This window comes from Nakamurella multipartita DSM 44233 (assembly GCF_000024365.1).
Lineage (GTDB): Bacteria > Actinomycetota > Actinomycetes > Mycobacteriales > Nakamurellaceae > Nakamurella > Nakamurella multipartita.
Map to the genome: position 1 here is coordinate 3,559,145 of NC_013235.1, position 17,600 is coordinate 3,576,744.

At 73.1% G+C, this 17,600-nt stretch carries 18 protein-coding genes and 2 riboswitches; of the genes, 5 read left to right on the forward strand and 13 right to left on the reverse strand.

Annotated elements, in window-relative coordinates:
• Positions 1-3: 3 nt before the first annotated feature.
• From NAMU_RS15965 to NAMU_RS16005, 9 genes are all read right to left on the reverse strand, one after another.
• Complete coding sequence (locus NAMU_RS15965) at positions 4-948, reverse strand: ROK family protein (protein ID WP_015748428.1); 945 nt, start codon at positions 946-948, stop codon at positions 4-6.
• Positions 945-1,427 (reverse strand): hypothetical protein, encoded by a 483-nt coding sequence (locus NAMU_RS15970; protein WP_015748429.1) that lies wholly within the window; start codon positions 1,425-1,427, stop codon positions 945-947. Before NAMU_RS15970 ends, NAMU_RS15965 begins: the two co-directional genes overlap by 4 nt.
• Positions 1,424-2,653: an ArsA family ATPase gene (locus tag NAMU_RS15975; RefSeq protein ID WP_015748430.1), complete on the reverse strand. Its 1,230-nt coding sequence runs from the start codon at positions 2,651-2,653 to the stop codon at positions 1,424-1,426. Before NAMU_RS15975 ends, NAMU_RS15970 begins: the two co-directional genes overlap by 4 nt.
• Positions 2,650-3,087, reverse strand: coding sequence for an SRPBCC family protein (locus NAMU_RS15980; RefSeq protein ID WP_015748431.1), 438 nt, complete (start codon positions 3,085-3,087; stop codon positions 2,650-2,652). Before NAMU_RS15980 ends, NAMU_RS15975 begins: the two co-directional genes overlap by 4 nt.
• An 84-nt stretch (positions 3,088-3,171) precedes the next feature.
• Positions 3,172-3,969, reverse strand: a complete 798-nt coding sequence (locus tag NAMU_RS15985) for a metallophosphoesterase family protein (RefSeq protein WP_015748432.1) — start codon at positions 3,967-3,969, stop codon at positions 3,172-3,174.
• 16 nt (positions 3,970-3,985) lie between these two features.
• Entirely contained in the window at positions 3,986-5,326 is a 1,341-nt protein-coding gene (locus tag NAMU_RS15990; protein WP_015748433.1) for a C40 family peptidase, read from the reverse strand.
• A gap of 15 nt (positions 5,327-5,341) precedes the next feature.
• Positions 5,342-5,506, reverse strand: a riboswitch (cyclic di-AMP (ydaO/yuaA leader).
• A gap of 209 nt (positions 5,507-5,715) precedes the next feature.
• Entirely contained in the window at positions 5,716-6,840 is a 1,125-nt protein-coding gene (locus tag NAMU_RS15995; RefSeq protein WP_015748434.1) for a glycosyltransferase family 4 protein, read from the reverse strand.
• A 162-nt stretch (positions 6,841-7,002) separates the two neighbouring features.
• Positions 7,003-8,145, reverse strand: coding sequence for a C40 family peptidase (locus NAMU_RS16000; RefSeq protein WP_015748435.1), 1,143 nt, complete (start codon positions 8,143-8,145; stop codon positions 7,003-7,005).
• 95 nt (positions 8,146-8,240) lie between these two features.
• Positions 8,241-8,430: riboswitch (cyclic di-AMP (ydaO/yuaA leader) on the reverse strand.
• Positions 8,431-8,668: 238 nt separating this feature from the next.
• A complete protein-coding gene (locus NAMU_RS16005; protein WP_015748436.1) occupies positions 8,669-8,872 on the reverse strand; it encodes a hypothetical protein in 204 nt (67 codons plus the stop codon).
• Positions 8,873-9,086: 214 nt separating this feature from the next.
• On the opposite strand from NAMU_RS16005, the gene NAMU_RS16010 reads away from it, so the two are divergent.
• Both NAMU_RS16010 and NAMU_RS16015 read left to right on the forward strand, forming a co-directional pair.
• Complete coding sequence (locus tag NAMU_RS16010) at positions 9,087-9,557, forward strand: MerR family transcriptional regulator (RefSeq protein ID WP_015748437.1); 471 nt, start codon at positions 9,087-9,089, stop codon at positions 9,555-9,557.
• A 107-nt stretch (positions 9,558-9,664) separates the two neighbouring features.
• A complete protein-coding gene (locus NAMU_RS16015; RefSeq protein WP_052307966.1) occupies positions 9,665-10,789 on the forward strand; it encodes an acyltransferase family protein in 1,125 nt (374 codons plus the stop codon).
• A 25-nt stretch (positions 10,790-10,814) separates the two neighbouring features.
• Here NAMU_RS16015 and NAMU_RS16020 read toward each other — a convergent pair whose 3' ends face one another.
• Together NAMU_RS16020 and NAMU_RS16025 are read right to left on the reverse strand one after the other, a co-directional pair.
• Positions 10,815-11,246: an HIT family protein gene (locus tag NAMU_RS16020; RefSeq protein WP_015748439.1), complete on the reverse strand. Its 432-nt coding sequence runs from the start codon at positions 11,244-11,246 to the stop codon at positions 10,815-10,817.
• Positions 11,247-11,249: 3 nt separating this feature from the next.
• On the reverse strand, positions 11,250-12,554 hold the full coding sequence (locus NAMU_RS16025) for an NYN domain-containing protein (protein ID WP_015748440.1): 1,305 nt from the start codon (positions 12,552-12,554) through the stop codon (positions 11,250-11,252).
• A 103-nt stretch (positions 12,555-12,657) separates the two neighbouring features.
• Between NAMU_RS16025 and NAMU_RS16030 the strand changes: the two genes are divergently transcribed.
• From NAMU_RS16030 to NAMU_RS16040, 3 genes are all read left to right on the forward strand, one after another.
• Positions 12,658-14,499, forward strand: coding sequence for a DEDD exonuclease domain-containing protein (locus NAMU_RS16030; RefSeq protein ID WP_015748441.1), 1,842 nt, complete (start codon positions 12,658-12,660; stop codon positions 14,497-14,499).
• A 59-nt stretch (positions 14,500-14,558) separates the two neighbouring features.
• Positions 14,559-14,840, forward strand: coding sequence for an Lrp/AsnC ligand binding domain-containing protein (locus NAMU_RS16035; protein ID WP_015748442.1), 282 nt, complete (start codon positions 14,559-14,561; stop codon positions 14,838-14,840).
• A gap of 94 nt (positions 14,841-14,934) precedes the next feature.
• Positions 14,935-15,909, forward strand: a complete 975-nt coding sequence (locus NAMU_RS16040) for an FAD-binding protein (protein WP_015748443.1) — start codon at positions 14,935-14,937, stop codon at positions 15,907-15,909.
• 73 nt (positions 15,910-15,982) lie between these two features.
• On the opposite strand, the gene trpD is transcribed toward NAMU_RS16040, so the two are convergent.
• The gene (trpD, locus tag NAMU_RS16045) at positions 15,983-17,047 is read right to left on the reverse strand and encodes an anthranilate phosphoribosyltransferase (protein WP_015748444.1); all 1,065 of its coding nucleotides are present in this window, start codon (positions 17,045-17,047) and stop codon (positions 15,983-15,985) included.
• Positions 17,044-17,535, reverse strand: a complete 492-nt coding sequence (locus tag NAMU_RS16050; protein ID WP_015748445.1) for a response regulator — start codon at positions 17,533-17,535, stop codon at positions 17,044-17,046. The genes trpD and NAMU_RS16050 overlap by 4 nt, the downstream gene beginning before the upstream one ends.
• Positions 17,536-17,600 lie beyond the last annotated feature (65 nt).

Below are 17,600 nucleotides of genomic sequence, written 5' to 3' on the forward strand. Positions count from 1 at the left end.
GGATCAGGCGGTGCCGGCGGCCTCGGCCGCCAGCAGCGCGGCCCCAATGATGCCGGCCCGGTCGCCGAACCGGGCCAGTTCGACCCGTGGCAACGGCCGGTGGCCGGCGCCGGTGATGGACCGGCCGAACTCGGACACGGCCAGCGGCAGGAACATGCCGGCCGCGGCCGACACCCCACCGCCGATCACGATCATCTCCGGGTCGAGCACGTCGGTGACCAGCGCCAGGCCGGCGGCCAGCCAATGGCCGAGCTCGTCCATCGCGCCCAGGGCGACCGGGTCGCCCTCGGTGGCGGCCACCGCGACCATGGTCCCGGTGACGGCGGCCGGGTCGTCCCCGGACAGTCGGCGCAGCACCGGCGCGTCATGGTCGGCCATCTGCAGCCGGGCAGTCTGGGCCAACGCGGTGCCCGAGCAGTAACGCTCCCAGCACCCTTGCTTGCCGCACGGGCAGGGCCGGCCGCCGGGGACGACGGTCAGGTGACCGAGCTCGGGCGCCACGCCGTGCGCCCCGCGGTAGATCTGGCCGTCGACGAGCAGCCCGGCACCGATCCCCGTGCCCAGGGCGACCAGCAGGGCGATGGAGGATCCCGCGGACACGCCCAGGCGGTACTCGGCCCAGGCCGCGGAGTTCACGTCGTGGTCCATCACTACCGGCAGGCCCACCCGGGCGGACACCCGCTCGGGCACCGGAGCGTCCCGCCAGGCCAGGTGCGGGGCGAACATGACCCGCTGCCGGTCGGCGCTGACGAACCCGGCCACGGCCAGCCCGACCGCGGACACCGGCTGGCTGGCCGCCAACTTGGTGATCAGCGTGACCAGCAGGTCCTCGGTCTCCCGTTCGGTGTGCGGGGTGGCCTCACGCAGGGACGGGCCGATGGAGATGCCGTCGATGACGGCCGCGCGCACCGAGGTACCGCCGATGTCGATGCCGATGGTCTTGCTCATCCGATGTCGATCCGCTCGAAGCCACCCCGACGCGCAGGTGGCGGTGGCGGTGGGTCGCCGGGGCCGGCCGAGCCACCGGCCGGCGCGGGCGCGTCCGGGATCATCGTGCGCAGCGCGCGGACGATCAGCAGGGCGCCGTCGACCAGCTTGGCCGTGGTCTCGGGTCGCTCACCGCGCAGGATGGCCAGGAACCGGCACAGCGGGCACGCGGTGCACGACGCGCCCGGGACCGATCCGCATTCGGGGCAGCGACCGTCAGGGCCCAGCGGGCGGCCGGCGGTGCTCTCGTGGGTGGCGTCCGCGCCCTCCGGCCCGGTCGAGCCCGTCGTCGGGCCGGCCGACTCGGCGCCGGAGGTCTCCGGCTTGAGCGCGGTCAACCGATCGGCGACCACGTCCAGCAGCAGCGCGGCCTCGACCGCCAGCGGTCCCACCGCCGGCGACGACGGTCCCTGCTGCCCGTGCTCGCCCTCCCCGCTCACCCGGCACCGGCCAGCGCCGCCCCGGTCAGGCCGGAGGTGAGGGCGGCCGGCCACAGCGCGGGATCGGCGGCAAAGTCGATGATCAGGCGGCCGGCCTCGAAGTTGGCGCCCTCGGTCGTGCACCGCTGCAGCACCGACGGCAGGGCGATCCGCCGGCGGACGTCGCCGACGGTGACCACCAGGTCGGCGCCGGACCGGGAAAGCGCGATGTCGCCGCGCTGGACCAGCGGCAGCGGCAGCGACAGGCGGTACCACCCGTCGGACCCGCTGACCTCGATCGCCGGACCGGGTGGCGCGACGGCGAGGGGGTCGACCGAGCCGAAGATGTCGGTCGCCAGCTCGGACAGCTGGTCGACGCCGATGGGCTCCTCGGGCTTTTGCCGGACCCGGTGGATGGGCAGGCCCTGGAACGATTCCTCGACCTGGACCATCGCCTCACGCTGGCTCTCCCGCTGACGGCGCAGGAAATCACCGCCCACCCCGCGGGGCAGCAGCCGGTTGACGGTGACCGCCTCGACGGCGAATCCGTGCAGGGACAGCGCGGTGAACAGCCGGCGGGCCTCGGCCACCACCATCCGTTCGGGAGTCAGCACCAGCCGGACCCCGGTGATCTCCGGGTCGGCCAGCAACGCCCGCGCGGCCATCAGGTCGGAGAGCAGCTCCCCCACCGCGTCCCGCACGGTGGCGCTGGGCCCGCCGGGCATGCCGGTGAAGGACGCGGCGATGCTGCGCAGGACCCGCTGCGGCGCGCCGAGCAGGCGCTGGGCGTAGAAACCGATGGTCTCGGGCAGCGCCAGCAGCCGCAGCGTCTCGCCGGTCGGCGCGCAGTCGACCACGATCGAATCGAAGTCACCGGAGGCGGCCAGCCGGCGCAGCTCCAGCAGCGCGACGATCTCCTCGGCGCCGGGCAGCACGACCAGTTCCTCGGCCTGCACCTCGGCCATGCCGCGGGCGGCCAGCACCCCGACCAGATAGTCGCGGATGTGCGACCAGCTCTGCTCGAAGCGGCCGCGGGTGTCGACCTGGGCGGCCCACAGCCCGGGGACGCCCACGACCGGGGTCGGGTCGCCGCTGACCGGGGTGCCGAGCACGTCGGCGATGGAGTGTGCGGGGTCGGTGGAGACCAGCAGCGTGCGCGCCCCGCCGGCGGCACACGCGATCGCGGTGGCCGCCGAGATGGTCGTCTTGCCGACCCCGCCCTTGCCGGTGTGCAGGGCAATTCTCATCCGGCTTCGACCCGCTTTTTCAGCTCCTTCAGCGCGGTGTCCAGGATGACCCGCTCGGCCTTGCGACGCAGCACCCCGATCATCGGCACGGCCAGATCGACCGCCAGCGTGTAGGTGACCTCGGTGCCCTTGGGCGTGGTGGCCAGGACGTACGAGCCCTGCTGGGACTTCTGCAACTGCCCGGACACCAGGGTCCAGGACACGCTCATGCCGTCGGCGGCCCACGTGTACGCGAGCTCGTAGGTGTCCTTGAGCAGGCCCGCATCCATGCTGAACTTCACCTGCTTGGCCCGACCGTCCTCGCCGGGAACGGTGACCTCGACGCTTTTCACCGCACCCGCCCATTCGGGATAGGCGGCGAAGTCGGCGATCACGTCCATGATCACCGACGGTTCGGCAGTCATCGTGATCGACTGCGAGGATCCATTGGCCATGCAGGAAGGCTACCCAGGTCGATGACGTTCGGCTGCAGATGGCTGCCTTGGGCGGGTGTCCTTCGTCTCTCCCGGGTGGTCCGGTCAGCGCAGGTCGACCTCGAACGGGGTCGGGTAGCGCTGGAAGTGGCCGACGTTGACACATTCGGTGCGCCCCCGCCGCAGCCGGCGGGCGATCGGTTGGTGCACGTGACCGTGCACGGACATGGCCGGGCGGTGGGCGTCGATCGCCTCGACCAGGCCCGGTCCACACATCTCCATCCGGCCCGGGACCACGTCGTAGCGCAGCAGCGGGATCGCCGGCGGCACGTGCGAGCACAGGATGTCGACCGGCCCCAGGGCCGCGACGGCGGCTCGGTAGTCCTGGTGGGTGCGCATGAACGGCCGCCAGACCGGCGACGGGCCGCCGAAGACACTCCCGATCCGGCGGCTGGCCCCACCGGCCACGAAGCCCAACCGGCGCCCGGCGATCTCGACGACCTCACCGTCCAGATAGGGCAGCTGCCCGCCGGCCACCTCGGTCCACAGGTCGGCGACGTCCACGTTGCCCAGGGTGAGCAGGGCGTCCGGCCCGATCGCCTCCAGCACGTCCCGGTACAGGGCCGTGACCACGTCGGTCAGGGTGCCCATGGGGTCCGGGATGCTGTCCCACAGGTCGTGGTTGAGCTGCCGGAGCCGGTCGAACTCGCCGGCCAGCCGCAGATCGATGAACGGCTGGACCCGGGTCGCACCGAAGATGCGCCCGAGGATGCCGCCGGCCGCGTCGTGATAGTCGACGTAGTCGATCAGGTCGCCCAGCACCACGAGCTGGCCCGGCTGGCGAGCCACCTCGCGCAGGCCGGCGATATTGCCGTGGACATCGGAGACGAACTTCAGGCGCACCCGACCACGGTAGGGGTCAGCGGTTGACCGCGTGCCCGGTGGGGTTCGGGCCGGCCGCCGCCAGGTCGACCACCTTGATCGGCACCCCCGGCATCGAGGCGTGCAGCACCTTGCCGTCGCCGACGTACATGCCGACGTGGCTGACCGGCGAGTAGTAGGTGACCAGGTCCCCGGGCTGCAGCTGATCGAGCGGGATCTGCGGCAGTTCGGCCTGCGCGGCGCTGTTGCGGGGGATCTCGATCCCCGCCTGCTGCCAGGCCCACAGCATCAGGCCGGAGCAGTCGAAGGTGTCCGGTCCAACCGCACCCCAGACGTAGGGCAGACCCTGCCGGGACAGCGCGGCCTCGACGGCGATGCCGGCCTGCACGCTCGGCGCGTGCGCGGCCGCCCAGGCAGCGAAGGCCGGGCCGGTGTCGCCCACCGGCGCGGCGTCGCTGGCCAGCCCGGCGCGATCGCGCTGGGCCGCCTGCTGGGCCTGCCGGGCGACCGAGGCCGCGTCCAGGTTGGCCGCCTCCTGGCTGGCCACGGCGGCGTCGACGTCGGACGAGGAGAGCTGCGCGAAGGCCAGCTGGTAGACGGCGATCTCCCCGTCCAGCTGGGCGCGGCCGGTGTCCAGGGCGTCGCGGGCGGCCTGGGCGTCCGCGGTGGCCTGATCGGCGGCCTGCTTGGCCGCGCGGGCCTGGTTCTCGGCCGCCTGGGCCGAGGTCCGGGCGTCGGCCGCGATCTGGCGGGCGGCCAGCGCCCCGCTCAGGGTGGCTTGCTGGTCGGTGGCGATCTGGTCGAGCGATCCGGCCTTGTCCAGGTAGTCGTCCGGGCTGCCGGCGGTCAACAGGGCGGAGATGTCACTGAGCCGGGCGCCGCGGAAGCTGGCGTTGGCGAACGCGTCCACCTTGGCCTGGTACTGGGCGACGACCGCGTCGGCGGCGGCGACCTTCTGCTGCTCGGCCGAGGTGCGGTCGGCGGCGGCGGCCAGCTCGGCGGCGGCGGCATCGGACTTGGCCTTGGCGGCGTCGACGGCGGCCTGCGCGGTGAGGACCTGCTCGTTGTAGGTCTCGGCCCGGCGGGCGGCGTCCAGCCAGGCCTGCTTGGCCTCCTCGGCCGTGGTCGGCACGGCGACGGCGGCCTGGCCGGCGGCCGGCTGCTCGGCGGCGGGCTGGTCGGCCACGATCACGGGCTGGTCGGCGGCGGCCGGAAGCGCGGCCGCGATGGACAGCAGGGTGCAGGCCACGGCGATGCCGCCGGCGAGCCGGTAGACGCGAGCGCGTCGAGGGGTGCGAGCGATATGGCCGACGGCCCCGGCGGTGGGTCTGGTGCGACCGGCGGCTGCGGAGCGCAGCGGGTATCCACGATTCGACATGACGGTTACGGCAAGCCCTTCTTCCTTGCCGCCGACCGAGTTAGCTGACGGGTTCGGGCCAGGAAGTAGCCCTACCCGGCGCGCGGTGGCGATCGGTCGCCGGCCTCGCGCCTGGGATTCACCCCAACGAACCTGGGTCCCCGGTTCGATGCATCCGCATCGATTAGGCGGTGACCAGGAGGGGCGCCGAGCGGCAACCGCTGCTCAAGGTCACGATCAGATTACGAGTACAACACGAACGGTCGCAATCCATTCGAGCATGACGAACCTCTCAAAGTTCGCCGACAACGTTGTCGACCAGCGCAAAGTGCCCACTCGATGTGATTGATGTCACCAACGTAGGGACGGCGCTCACCCGACCGGGCGGCAGGCCCGGCCACCGAGCGCGGTCAGCCCGACAGCAGCTCGGCCAACCGATCCGCCGACGCCTGCCAGGTCCACTCCCGGGTGACCCAGTCCCGCCCGTGCGCACCCCAGGCCGCGGCCCGGGCCGGATCGGCCAGCAACTCCCCCACCGCGTCGGCCAGTTCGGCGACGTTGCGGCCGTCGACGACCGTTCCGGTCCGTCCCGGCAGCACCGTCTCGGGCGCGCCCCCGGAACGGCCGGCCACCACGGGCAGCCCGCTGGCCGAGGCCTCCAGGAACACCAGGCCCAGGCCTTCCACATCCAGCCCGAGGCCCCGCGTCCGGCAGGGCATGGCGAACACGTCGGCGGACGCGTAGTGGGCCGGCAGATCGGCCCATGGAACCGACCCGGCCAGCCGCACCTGGTCCCGGACCTGCAGCCGGTCGATGAGCGACTCCAACCGCCCGCGGTCGGGGCCGTCGCCGACGATCAGGACTCGCACGTCGGGCACCCGGTCACGCAGCCGCGGCACCGCCCGGATCAGGGCGTCCTGGCCCTTGCGGGCCACCAGACGGGACACCGAGAGCACCAGCGGCGCATCGCCGAGGCAATAGTCCTGGCGCACCGTGCGTCGCGCCGCCGGATCGGGCCGGTAGGTCTGGGTGAGCACACCCGGCGGCAGGTATTCCAGGGCCGCCATCGGACCCAACGCGGCCGAGATGCGGCGCCGCGCATAGCGGCTGACGAAGGTGAGCACGTCGTTGTCCCGGCCGATCCGGCGCAGAGCCTGGCGCGCACCGGGCAGCATCGACCACCCGACCTCGTGCCCGTGGGTACAGGCGACGGTGCGCACGATGCCGTCCGCGCGCAGCCCTGGGGTGAGCAGCCCCAGCGGGGCCGCGGCGCCGTACCAGACGGCCCCGATCCGATGGGTCCGGATCAGTTCGAGGGCGCGGCGCCGGACCGAGTCCCCCGGCAGCATCAACGAACCGGGGTGCCGATAGACCGAGAACGGCTGAGCGGCATCGAATTCCGCCGCGCCCGGCCAGTCGGGCGCGTAGACCACCAGAGCGTCGGCCGGCAGCCGCTGGGCCAATGCCAGTAGGTAGGACTGAATTCCACCGGCGCGAGGCGGAAAGTCGTTGGTGACCAACAGTGTTCGCCGCACGTGGGGAGCACCGGGCCCTTCTGGCCGGTTCCGGCCGACGCGCCGATCGGGCCGACGACGCCGGCGGGAAAGCGCCGCGCCGCCGACCCGGTGGTTGGTTCCGCCGAGCCTAATGCCCGGCGGAACCCGGAACCGCGATGGCCGTCACGGCCGACTCGATGATCAGCCGGTGACGCGATGCCCGGTCGCGTTCGGGCCGGCCCCGCTGACCGTGGTGACGTACACCGGACGGGTCTCGGTGGAGGCGTGCACGACCTGGCCGTTGCCGATGTACATGGCCACGTGCGAGACCGGCGAGTAGTAGGTGACCAGGTCACCGGGCTGCAGCTCGCTCAGCGGGACCGACGGCAGGCCGGCCTGGCCGCCGGAGGTCCGCGGGATGCTGACGCCGGCCTGGGCCCACGCCCACGAGGTCAGACCCGAGCAGTCGAAGGCGTTCGGGCCGGCAGCGCCGTAGACGTAGGGCGAGCCGACCTTGGACAGAGCGGCGGCGACCGCGGCCGCCGCGGCTCCGCTGCCGGCCGGCGCGCTGGCGGCCGCCGCGGCCGAGCTGGTCGCGGCGGACGAGTCGCTGGTGGTGCTGCGATCGGACCGGCTTGCGGCCTGCGGCGCCGCGGCTGGCTCGGCGGCGGCATTGGCCGCGGCGTTGGCCTGCTCCTCGGCGGCAGCGGCGGCCTGCCGCTCCTGCTCGGACAGGGAGTCGTACAGCGCCTTGTACCGGGCGGCCTCGGCATCCAGATCGGCCTTGCGGGAGGTCACGTCGGCGGTCGCCTGCGCGGCGGCGGCGGCCGCGGCGTCGGCGTCGGCCTTGGCCTGCGCCGCGGCGGCCGCGGCGGCGTCAGCCTGCGCCTTGGCCTGGGTGGCGGCATCGCGGGCGGCGATGGCCTCGTCCAGGGTCTGCTGCGTATCGGCGGCGACCCGGTCCAGCGAGGTCGCCTGGTCCAGGAAGTCCTCGGCCGAGCCGGCGGTCAGCAGGACGGACATGCCGTCCAACCGGGCGCCCCGGAAGCTGGCGTTGGCGAAGGCGTTGACCTTGCCCTGGTAGCTGGCGGCGGCCGCATCGGCCTGCTCGGCCTGGGCGCGCGCGGCTTCGGCGGCCACACCGGCGGCCGTGACCTGGTCGCCCGCGGCAGCCGCGGCCGCGTTGGCCGCGTCCTGCTTTTCCTGCGCGACCAGAACTTCTTCGTTGAGTACCCCGGCGCGGTGGGAACTGTCCAGGTAGGCGCGTTGGGCTTCGTCGGCGGTGGCCGGGTTCTCCGGATCGGCCAGAGCCGAACCGGTCCACATCAGGCTCGCGGACAACATCGCAATGACGCCGATGGCGACACCACGGCTCCGGCGACGAAGACTGTGCGTCATGGCCGGGCGCGGACGGGCGTGCAGGGTCGCCAAGGCAGGCGTACCTTCCTCCTCGCCGCCTACCGAGTTAGCTGACGGGTTCGGGCCAGGAAGTTAGCCCTACCCCTTGCCGATTGCGGGCAGCATGCAGCTGCGCGCGCTCGACCAGGGGATTCACCCCAGACAAACCTGGTTCCCCGGTTCGACGTCACGCGCTGATAAGCACGCTGGCCGATTCGGCGGGACCTCTGGGACCACCCGATTGGTGGATACGGCCAGAAGGTCTCGGTCAGGTTACGAGACCGACCCGAAAGAGTCCAGTCGAGTCTGCGAATTTGGGGATAAAGCCATGCGAGTGCATAGGTCAACACCCCTTTACCACGGCCTGACCTGGGACAATGGAGCAGGGACGAGGCCATTTCGCGGTTGTGACCGAAATGAGATCACCGTCACACCCGGTAACCGGGCGAGCCTACCTCACCACCGGGGGTCACCCTGCTGCCCGATGGGTCGATCGGGTGACCGGCACCAGGCGCAGCGGCGGGACCAGCCCCGATTCGGCCAGGACACCGAGCGCCGCCCGTTCGGACTCATCCCAGTCGATACCCTCCGGCGTCGACCCGAGCAGGACCGTGACCACGCAGCCGCTGCAGGCTGGGCCCTTGACCGCGCAGTGGTCGCAATCGATGTGCATGACGCGCTCCGTTCCGTGATATCCGCCGTATCCGGCTGTCCACCCGGACGCTAGAGACGACCTCTGACAGTGGGCCTTCGAACGGGGCCTCCTCCGCGGCCTGCCACGGCCCTCGAGCGGCACCTGGAGCGGCGCCTCCGACCGGAACTTGCCCGGCGCGGCGACGTGGTTCACTGGGCCCGAGCCGAGGCGGGCCCGGCACAGGAAGGAACCGGTGGACACCTCAGTGAACGGGATCGCCGATTCGGCCGGGGAGCTGCGCGACGACCGCAGCGTGCCGCGGTACCAGATCGGGACGGTGGCCGAGCGGACCGCGCTGTCGCACAACACGCTGCGGCACTGGCACGAGGCGGGCCTGGTCTCGCCCTCCGGACGTAGCGAGGGCGGGTTCCGGCTCTACAGCGACGCCGACATCGAACGCATCCTGGTGATCCGTCGGATGAAGCCGATCGGCTTCACGCTCGAGCAGATGCAGCAATTGCTCGACGTCCTGGACGTCCTGCAGTCCGACGAGTCCGGCCCCGAGGACCGCGCCACCGCCCGGGCCACCCTGCAGGAGTTCGCCCAGCAGACCCGGCAGAGTGTGGACCGGATTCGCCGGCACCTGGCCTACGGCACCGAGTTCGCGGCCTTGTTGGCCGACCTGCTGCGTGCGTCCGAACCCGGAGACCCCCCGACGAGCTGATGGGCCGGACAGCCCTCGACGCCCGCCCGGCCACGGTCATACTCTACTCTCGGGTGAGAGTAGGGTTCCGGCCGCACCAATGTCTCGGGGGACGGATGGCACCACGGATGGCACCACGGATCACGCCCCGGCCAACGGCGCCGACGGGGTCACCGGCGCGGTGGACGACCCTGCACGAACGGTTCGGTCCACGGCGCAACAACTTCGACCTGATCCGGCTCGGCCTGGCCGCGACCGTCGGAGTCGCGCACGGGATCGTCATTCGGACCGGCGACCAGCCGACCTTCGGCATCTCTACCTTGGGCGACTACGCCCTGGACGGCTTCTTCATCCTCAGCGGCTTCCTGGTCACCCGGAGCTGGGTCACGCTGAACGATTTCTGGCGCTACGCCTGGCACCGGTTCCTGCGCATCATGCCGGCGTTCTGGGTCTGCCTGCTGGTGCTGGCCTTCGTGGTCGCACCGATCGCCTTGTTGTTGGAGGGGCGCCCGCTGTCCGAACTGTTCACCTCACCTGACTCCGGACCCCGGTTCGTCCTGGTCAACGCCGGGCTGATGATCTTCACCTACGGGATCGCGTCCATCTTCGCGAACAACCCCGAACCGCTGGTGGTCGACGGATCGCTGTGGACCCTGATCCTGGAGGCCGGCTGCTATGTCGTGCTGGCCGTCCTGGGCGTCCTCGGCCTGCTGCGTCGACGCCGCTGGGTGGTCCCGGCCCTGGCGGTGACGCTGTGGGCGATGGCCACTCTCTACGACCTCGGGGTGCCCGTCGGCATCGGAGACACCACGCTGCGGATGCTGATGCTGTTCATGATCGGGGCCAGCTTCTACCTCTATGCCCACCGGGTGCCCCTCAACGCCTGGTTCGCTCTCGCCGCCGCCGTGGTGTTCCTCGCCAGTGCCGGGCTGCTGGAGAACTACCGGATGGTCGGGGCCGTCCCCCTGGCGTACGTGCTCATCTACCTGGCCGCCGGGCTACCCAGGAACCTGCGCCTGAAGGTCGACCTGTCCTATGGCGTGTACATCTATCACTACCCGCTGCAGCAGTTGCTCATGCTGACGGTGCTGGCGACGCTGCCCACCCCGGCCTTCGTGACCGTCAGCCTGGTGCTGGTGATCCCACTGGCCCTGGCTTCCTGGTACGGCATCGAGCGACGCGCCCTGCGGCGTAAGAATGCGACCCTGCCTCGGTGGTTGCCCGGCGCTGGCGACCGGTCGGCCGGCGTCTGACCGACCGGGGATCGTGCGTGATGGGTCAGTCGAGGTGGTGCCCGAGCGCGGTCAGGAACTCCTGATGCTCGGCCGCGGGGGCGTCCGCGGCCCCCGGGACGAGCATCGCCGGTCCACCGGCCAACGCATCACCCGACCGGTGCGGGGCCAGGTTGACGTGAAAATGGGCGACCCGGTCGCCGAACACCGCGGCATAGACCAGATCCGCGCCGGCCGCCGCCCGGAGGGCGCGGGTGACCCTGGCCAGCACCGACCCGAACGTCGCGGCTTCGGCCCCGTCGAGGTCGGTGACGAAGGGGATGTGCCGCACCGGCTCCAGGTGGGCGAAGCCGACCACCGGACCGCGCCCGACCACCGACAACCGCCAGGTGCCGTCCGTCCACACCCGGGTGCGGCCGAAGAAGCGGTCCGCGTCGTCGGGCCGGCACAGCAGGCAGTCGGGGTCGCGATCAGGCATGAATCACCCACCGCCCAGGACGGCCAGGAACACCGACGACGGTGCCGCCCGCGCCCCCGTGCGCGTCGCGTGGTCGGCGACCCGCCGGTCCGAGCTGATCACCACCATCGGCCGGCCGGTCGGCTCGGCCCGGACCAGGTCGGCGATGACGTCGTCGGCCTGGATCCCCGGGGCCGAGAACAGCACCCGGACCCCGCGGGCGAAGGGCCGCGAGGTGGTGACCGCAGCGCCGTCGAAGACCACGGTGACCTCGGCCGACGTGCGCGCCGCCAGCGCCGAGAGCTGGCGGACCAGGCGTTCGCGCTGATCGGCCAGGGACAGTTCGGCAAACCCGGTCTTGGTGACGTTGTAGCCGTCGATGATCAGGTGGGTGCCCGGCAGAGCGATCCAGGCCCCGAGCCGGACCGGATCGTGGGTGCGTCGATCGGTCGCCGGTTCGGCCATCCCGGACGCCACCACCTCGGCCGGCGCCGGGCCGCCGCCGATCAGGTCCCATTCACGCCGCAGACCCAGGGCGGCCGATTCGAGCACCTGCAGCAGCAGATCGAGGCGCCGGTCGTCGGCCGCCCGCCGGTCGTCGGTGGTCTCCCGCAGCTTGCGCACGCTCTCGGCGGCCGCGTCGGCCCGGCCGGTGGCGGCCTCGGCCTGTCGCCGCCACGCCTGCGCCTGCTCGCGCACGCGGTCCAGCTCCTGCGCCAGCGCCCGGCGCCCGGCGTCGGCCTGGGACCGCTCGGCCGCCAGCTGATCCTGCAGCTCCCGCACCCGGGTGCCCTGGTCGCGCAGCCGCTTCTTGAGCCGTTCGACCTCGACGCTCGCGTCGGCCGGTGGGGCCGCCGCCCGGACCGCGAGCTGCTGCTCGGCCCGCTCCAGGCGCGCGGTGGTGGAGCGCAGTTCGTGTTCGAGCTCGGCGATCCGGGATCTCGCGTCCACCTGATCCTGGGCGGCGGCCGCCCGGGCCACCAGCTCGTCGACGTCGGGCGAGCCGAGCAGCACGGCGCGGGCCGCCGCCGCCGGTCCGTCCGGCCCGGCGGCGCCGTCAACGTCCATCCGGGCCACGTGCTCGGCCAGGGTCGCCCGGAACACCTCGTCCCGCTGCACGGCGTCGGCCAGCACGGTCGCGGCCAGCCGCGCCCGCTTGGCCGGCGCGAACCGGGCCACCTTCTGCAGGGCCGGCGACAGGTCCCGGGCGGGCACCCGGCCAGCCACCTCGGCGGCCCATTCCACGATGCGGACGCGGACCGCCGCCGGGAGCGCGTCGATCGGGTGCCGCTCCCGGACCCGCTCGACGTCGTTCCCCGCTCCGGTCATCCCGCCATCCTGACACCGCCGCCGCCCCGAGCCGTGCCGTTGGCCGATGCCGGGCGCGAGTCGTGCCGGGGCTGTGTCGTACCTACGTTCTACGGTCGGGCGCATGCCGTTGTTCCTCGACGATGGGGTCGTCCCGGACCCCGCACCGACCTGGTCGGCGACCGGTCCGCGCGATCCCGTGGTGACGCCGGCGGTCGGTGGTCAGCGCAGTTTCGACGAGCTCGGCGAACCGCTGCGCGAGGTGACGTTCGTGGTGGTCGATCTGGAGACCACCGGTGGTTCGCCGGCCACCGAGGCGATCACCGAGATCGGTGCGGTCAAGGTGCGCGGCGGCCAGGTGCTCGGCGAGTTCGCCACACTGGTCGACCCGGGCCGGACCATCCCGCCGCAGATCACCATGTTGACCGGCATCACCAACGCGATGGTCTACGACGCCCCCCGGATCTCCTCGGTGCTGCCGGCGTTCCTGGAATTCGCCCGCGGCTCGGTGCTGGTCGCCCACAACGCCCGCTTCGACGTGGGATTCCTGCGGGCCGCGTGCGCCCGCCAGCAGGTGCCCTGGCCCGGGCCGGCCGTGGTGGACACGGTCCGGCTGGCCCGCAAGGTGCTGCCCCGGGCCGAGGCGCCGAGCGTGCGGCTGTCCGCGCTGGCCGCCCTGCTCGGAGCCCGGACCCGCCCCGACCACCGGGCGCTGACCGACGCCCGGGCGACCGTGGACGTGCTGCACGCCCTGTTCGAACGGCTCGGTTCCCTCGGGGTGCACAGCCTGGCCGAGCTGCAGGACGCCAGCCGGGACGTCGCCCCGCAGCGGCGGCGCAAGCGGTGGCTGGCCGATCGGCTGCCCGCGGCCCCCGGCGTCTATCTGTTCCGCGGTCCGCGCGAGGAGGTGCTTTACGTCGGTACCTCCCGCAACCTGGCCCAGCGGGTGCGTTCGTATTTCACGGCGGCCGAGAACCGGCCCCGGATCAACCAGATGGTGGCCCTGGCCGAACGGGTCGACCATGTCGAGTGCGCCCACGCCCTGGAGGCGCACATCCGCGAGCAGCGGCTGATCGCGGTCCATCAGCCGCCCTACAACCGGCGCTCGCGCCGGCCCGGCGGGGTGTGCTGGGTGACGCTGACCGACGAGGCCTTTCCCCGGCTCTCGATCGTGCGGCAACCGCCTCGCGGATCGCCGGCCTGCCTGGGACCGTTCCCCAATCGGGTCGCCGCCCAGGTGGCCGTCGAGGCCCTGCAGGACGTGGTGCCGATCCGGCAGTGCACCACCCGGATCCGCCGTCACTCCCCCGACGGAACGCCGTGCGTGCTGGCCGAACTGGGTCGCTGCGGGTCGCCGTGCGACGGCCGGCAGGACGAGCTGAGCTACGCCCGGGAGGTGGCCCGGATCGTCGAGCTGGTCGACGGCCGGTCCGATCAGCTGCTGCAGCTGCTGCGGACCCGGCTGCTCGGGTTGTCCGCCGACGGCCGCTTCGACCAGGCCGCGGTCGCCCGGGACCGGTTGTCGGCGCTGGCCGCGGCGCTCGACCGGCGGCAGCGGCTCGGCGCCCTGGCCGCCATCCGGGAGCTGGTGGTGGCCCGACCCGACGAGCGGGGCGGCTGGGAGCTCACGGTCGTCCGGCACGGCCGATTCGCCGCGGCCGCGCACGCCCGGCGCGGGGTCGACCCGATGCCGGTGGTCGAGGCGATGGTGGCCTCGGCCGAGACGGTGCACCCGGGTCCGGGTCCGCTGCCGGCCGCCTCGGCCGAGGAGACCAGCACCCTGCTGCGTTGGATCGAGCGTCCCGGCAGCCGGCTCGTCCGGGCCTCGGCGCCCTGGTCGAGCCCGGCCGCCGGGGCCGGCCGGTGGCGACCGTTCATGAAGGTCGCCGACATCGCCCGCAGCACCCGGATCGCGCCGCAACACCCGGACCCGCCGGCCCGCCGGTTGTCGCTGACCGTCGGTTGAGCGCGCCGTGGCGGGTGCCGCTGAGCGTGCGGCGGCCCGGGGCGACATAGCATCGGTCCATGGTGACGGCGATCGTGCTCATCGACATCGAGGCAGACCGGATTCCGGAGGCGGCGCAGGAGATCGCGAACCTGCCCGGGGTCGAGCAGGTGTACTCGTGCGCCGGCGACGTCGACGTGGTTGCCGTCGTCCGCGCCAGCACCCACGAGGCCATCGCCGATCTGGTGCCCGGCCACATCTCCAAGGTGCCCGGGGTGCTACGCACGATCACGCACATCGCGTTCCGCGAATACTCCAGCCGGGATGCCGACGACGCCTTCTCGATCGGCATGCAGGCCTGACCTCGGGCCGGCTGCAGCAGTCCTTCAGTCGGCCTTAAGCGCTCGGCGATCAGATGAACGGGTCACCACGAGATCGACCCATCGGAGACCCGAGATGATCACCGCAAGCCTGCTGAGCACCACCGACCTGCTCGTCGCCCTGCGCGCATCCATCCGCGGCGACCTGGTCACCCCGGCCGAGCCGAGCTTCCCGGCCGCGACCTTCGGGGTCGGCGGCCGCGCCCCCGAGCTCGTGGTCGTCGCCGCCGACGTCACCGACGTCGCCCGCACCATCGCCCTGGCCGGGCGGACCGGCCGGCGAGTCGTCGCCCAGGTCACCGGGCGGCCCACCGTCGTCACCGCGGCGCGGACCATCCTGATCGTCACTCGGTTGCTGGCCACCGTCCGGGTGGACGCCGACCGGAAGCTGGCGACCGTCGGCATCGGGGCCAGCTGGCGGCAGGTGCTCGACGCCGCCGAACCGTTCGGGCTGACCGCTCTGTCCGGCGCCGCCACGGTCCCGCCTGCGCACCGGCCCGGCCCCTACCCGTTCGCCGCCGACCGCATCCGCTCGTTCGAGGTGGTCACGGCCACCGGCGAGCGGCGGCGGGTGGACGCGAACGAGCCGGACTTCGCGGCGTTGCGCCGGGGCCAGGGCACGGTCGGCCTGGTGGTCGGCATGACGCTGGAGCTGGTCCGCCATCCGCTGCTGGTCGCGGCCGAGTTGATCTTCGCCGCGGCCGACGCCCCCGCGGCCCTGGCCGGATGGCGGCAATGGGCCGCGACGGTGTCCGGCCCGATCGTGACCGCGTCCCGGCCCGGCCCGGCTGCCCAGGACCACCCCGACCACGACAACCACGGAGCCGACGACAACCAAGCCCACCGACAAGACACCGACGGCCGGTCGAGCCTGACGATCCGGGTGGGGCAGCTGGGCGATCCGGACCGGGCCGGGCGGCGGCTGGCCGCCCTGGAGGAGCTGATCGGCGCGGCCCCGGTGGCCCGGCGGGTCGGCCCGACGACGATGGCCGCCCTGGTCCGCGGCTCGGCGACCCGGCGCGCCGGCTCCCTTGCCGGTCGCGGGGCGTGATCGCCCGGGCCGAGCCTGCTGCCGGGCTGAGGCAGCGGGGGTCGGCGTCGATCGTGCAGTGACCCTGCGGCCGTTAGCCGGCGAGTTCGCGGCCCAGCGCGACCCACCGGTCCAGCACGTCCGCGGCGGCCCCGGTGTCCAGCGCGTCCTGCGCCCGGCGCACGCCGTCGGCCAGATCCGCGGTCAGATCGCTGGTCAGCCCGGCGTGCGCGGCCAGGCCGGCGGCGGCGTTGAGCACGACGGCGTCCCGCACCGCCGAACGGCGCCCGGCGAACAGGTCGCGGGCCACCTGGACGTTCTCGGCGACGTCGCCGCCCCGCAGGTCGGCCGGGGCGGCCGCCGCGATGCCCAGATCGGCCGGGTCCAGGCTGACCGTGCGCACCTGGCCGCCGCGGACCTGCCACACGGTGGAGGTGGTCGTGGTGGTCAGCTCGTCCAACCCGTCGTCGCCGCGGAACAGCAGCACGTCCGCCCCCCGGGCGGCGAACACTTGCGCCATCACCGGGGCCATGGCGGCATTGCCGCAGCCGATCGCCCCGGCCGCCGGCTGCGCCGGGTTGGTCAACGGCCCGAGGAAGTTGAAGACGGTCGGCACGCCCAGCTCCCGACGGACCGCGCCGGCATGCCGGAACGAGGGGTGGTAGACGGGGGCGAAGCAGAACCCGATGCCGACCTCGGCGGCGGTCCGGGCGACCGCCGGCGCGGGCAGCGAGATGGACACGCCCAGGCCCTCGAGCAGGTCAGCGGCGCCGCACTTGCTGGTCGCGGCCCGGTTGCCGTGCTTGACCACGGTCGCCCCGGCCCCGGCGATGACGACGGCCGCCATGGTCGAGATGTTGACGGTGTTGGCGCGGTCGCCGCCCGTGCCGACGATGTCCACCGCTCGCCCGGACACCTGCACCCGGACGGCGTGCGCGAGCATGGCCGAGACCAGCCCGGCCACCTCGTCGGGGGTCTCCCCCTTGGCCCGCAGGGCGATCGTGAACGCGGCCAGTTGCACATCGCTGGCCTCACCGGCCATGACCCGATTCATCACCCATTCGGTGTCGGCCCGATCCAGGTGCTCGGCCGACAGCAACCGGTTCAGCAGCGCCGACCAGGTCCGCGGCGGATCGACCGGAGCGGCGGCGGAACTCACGGGGTGTCGGTGACCGCGGTCACCAGGCCGGCCGACCGGCGGCGCAGCACGGCGGCCACCGTTTCCGCGGCCGTCACCGGGTCCAGCGGGTACACCAGGATCTCGTCCGCGCCGGCCCAGGTGGCCAGCCACCGGTCGTCGGCCCGCCGCACCACCAGGATGACCGGCGGGATGACCTGCGCCTCCTGATGGATCTGCCGGCTGATCCCGATGCCGCCGCTGGGCTGCGCCTCGCCGTCCAGGATGAGCACGTCGGCCTGCCGGCCCTGGGTGGCGGTCATCACCTCATGGACGGCCGCACATTCCAGGTAATCGACCCGGCCCACATCCGGGGCCGGCCGGCGCCCGATCGCGGTGATGATCCGCTCACGGATCTCCGGGCGGTTGCTGTAGACCAGCAGCACGGGATTGCTCACGGGCTCGATGGTAGTGCCCGGCCCCACGCGCTCCGCCGAGCCCGCCCACCCGCGTTCCCAGCCGCCTCCCATGACCCTGCAAGACGCCCCCGAACTGGGCCGACGATCCTGGCGGCGGGGCCACGACCCGCCGGGTG

Coding starts and splice junctions, on each gene's coding strand:
- NAMU_RS16015 (WP_052307966.1), top strand. CDS start 9,665: ATGGCACCACGGATCACGCCCCGGCCAACGGCGCCGACGGGGTCACCG.
- NAMU_RS16005 (WP_015748436.1), bottom strand. CDS start 8,872: ATGCACATCGATTGCGACCACTGCGCGGTCAAGGGCCCAGCCTGCAGC.
- NAMU_RS16025 (WP_015748440.1), bottom strand. CDS start 12,554: ATGACCGGAGCGGGGAACGACGTCGAGCGGGTCCGGGAGCGGCACCCG.
- NAMU_RS15990 (WP_015748433.1), bottom strand. CDS start 5,326: ATGTCGAATCGTGGATACCCGCTGCGCTCCGCAGCCGCCGGTCGCACC.
- NAMU_RS15965 (WP_015748428.1), bottom strand. CDS start 948: ATGAGCAAGACCATCGGCATCGACATCGGCGGTACCTCGGTGCGCGCG.
- NAMU_RS16035 (WP_015748442.1), top strand. CDS start 14,559: ATGGTGACGGCGATCGTGCTCATCGACATCGAGGCAGACCGGATTCCG.
- NAMU_RS15975 (WP_015748430.1), bottom strand. CDS start 2,653: ATGAGAATTGCCCTGCACACCGGCAAGGGCGGGGTCGGCAAGACGACC.
- NAMU_RS16030 (WP_015748441.1), top strand. CDS start 12,658: ATGCCGTTGTTCCTCGACGATGGGGTCGTCCCGGACCCCGCACCGACC.
- NAMU_RS15980 (WP_015748431.1), bottom strand. CDS start 3,087: ATGGCCAATGGATCCTCGCAGTCGATCACGATGACTGCCGAACCGTCG.
- NAMU_RS16000 (WP_015748435.1), bottom strand. CDS start 8,145: ATGTTGTCCGCGAGCCTGATGTGGACCGGTTCGGCTCTGGCCGATCCG.
- NAMU_RS16050 (WP_015748445.1), bottom strand. CDS start 17,535: ATGGGAGGCGGCTGGGAACGCGGGTGGGCGGGCTCGGCGGAGCGCGTG.
- NAMU_RS16040 (WP_015748443.1), top strand. CDS start 14,935: ATGATCACCGCAAGCCTGCTGAGCACCACCGACCTGCTCGTCGCCCTG.
- NAMU_RS16020 (WP_015748439.1), bottom strand. CDS start 11,246: ATGCCTGATCGCGACCCCGACTGCCTGCTGTGCCGGCCCGACGACGCG.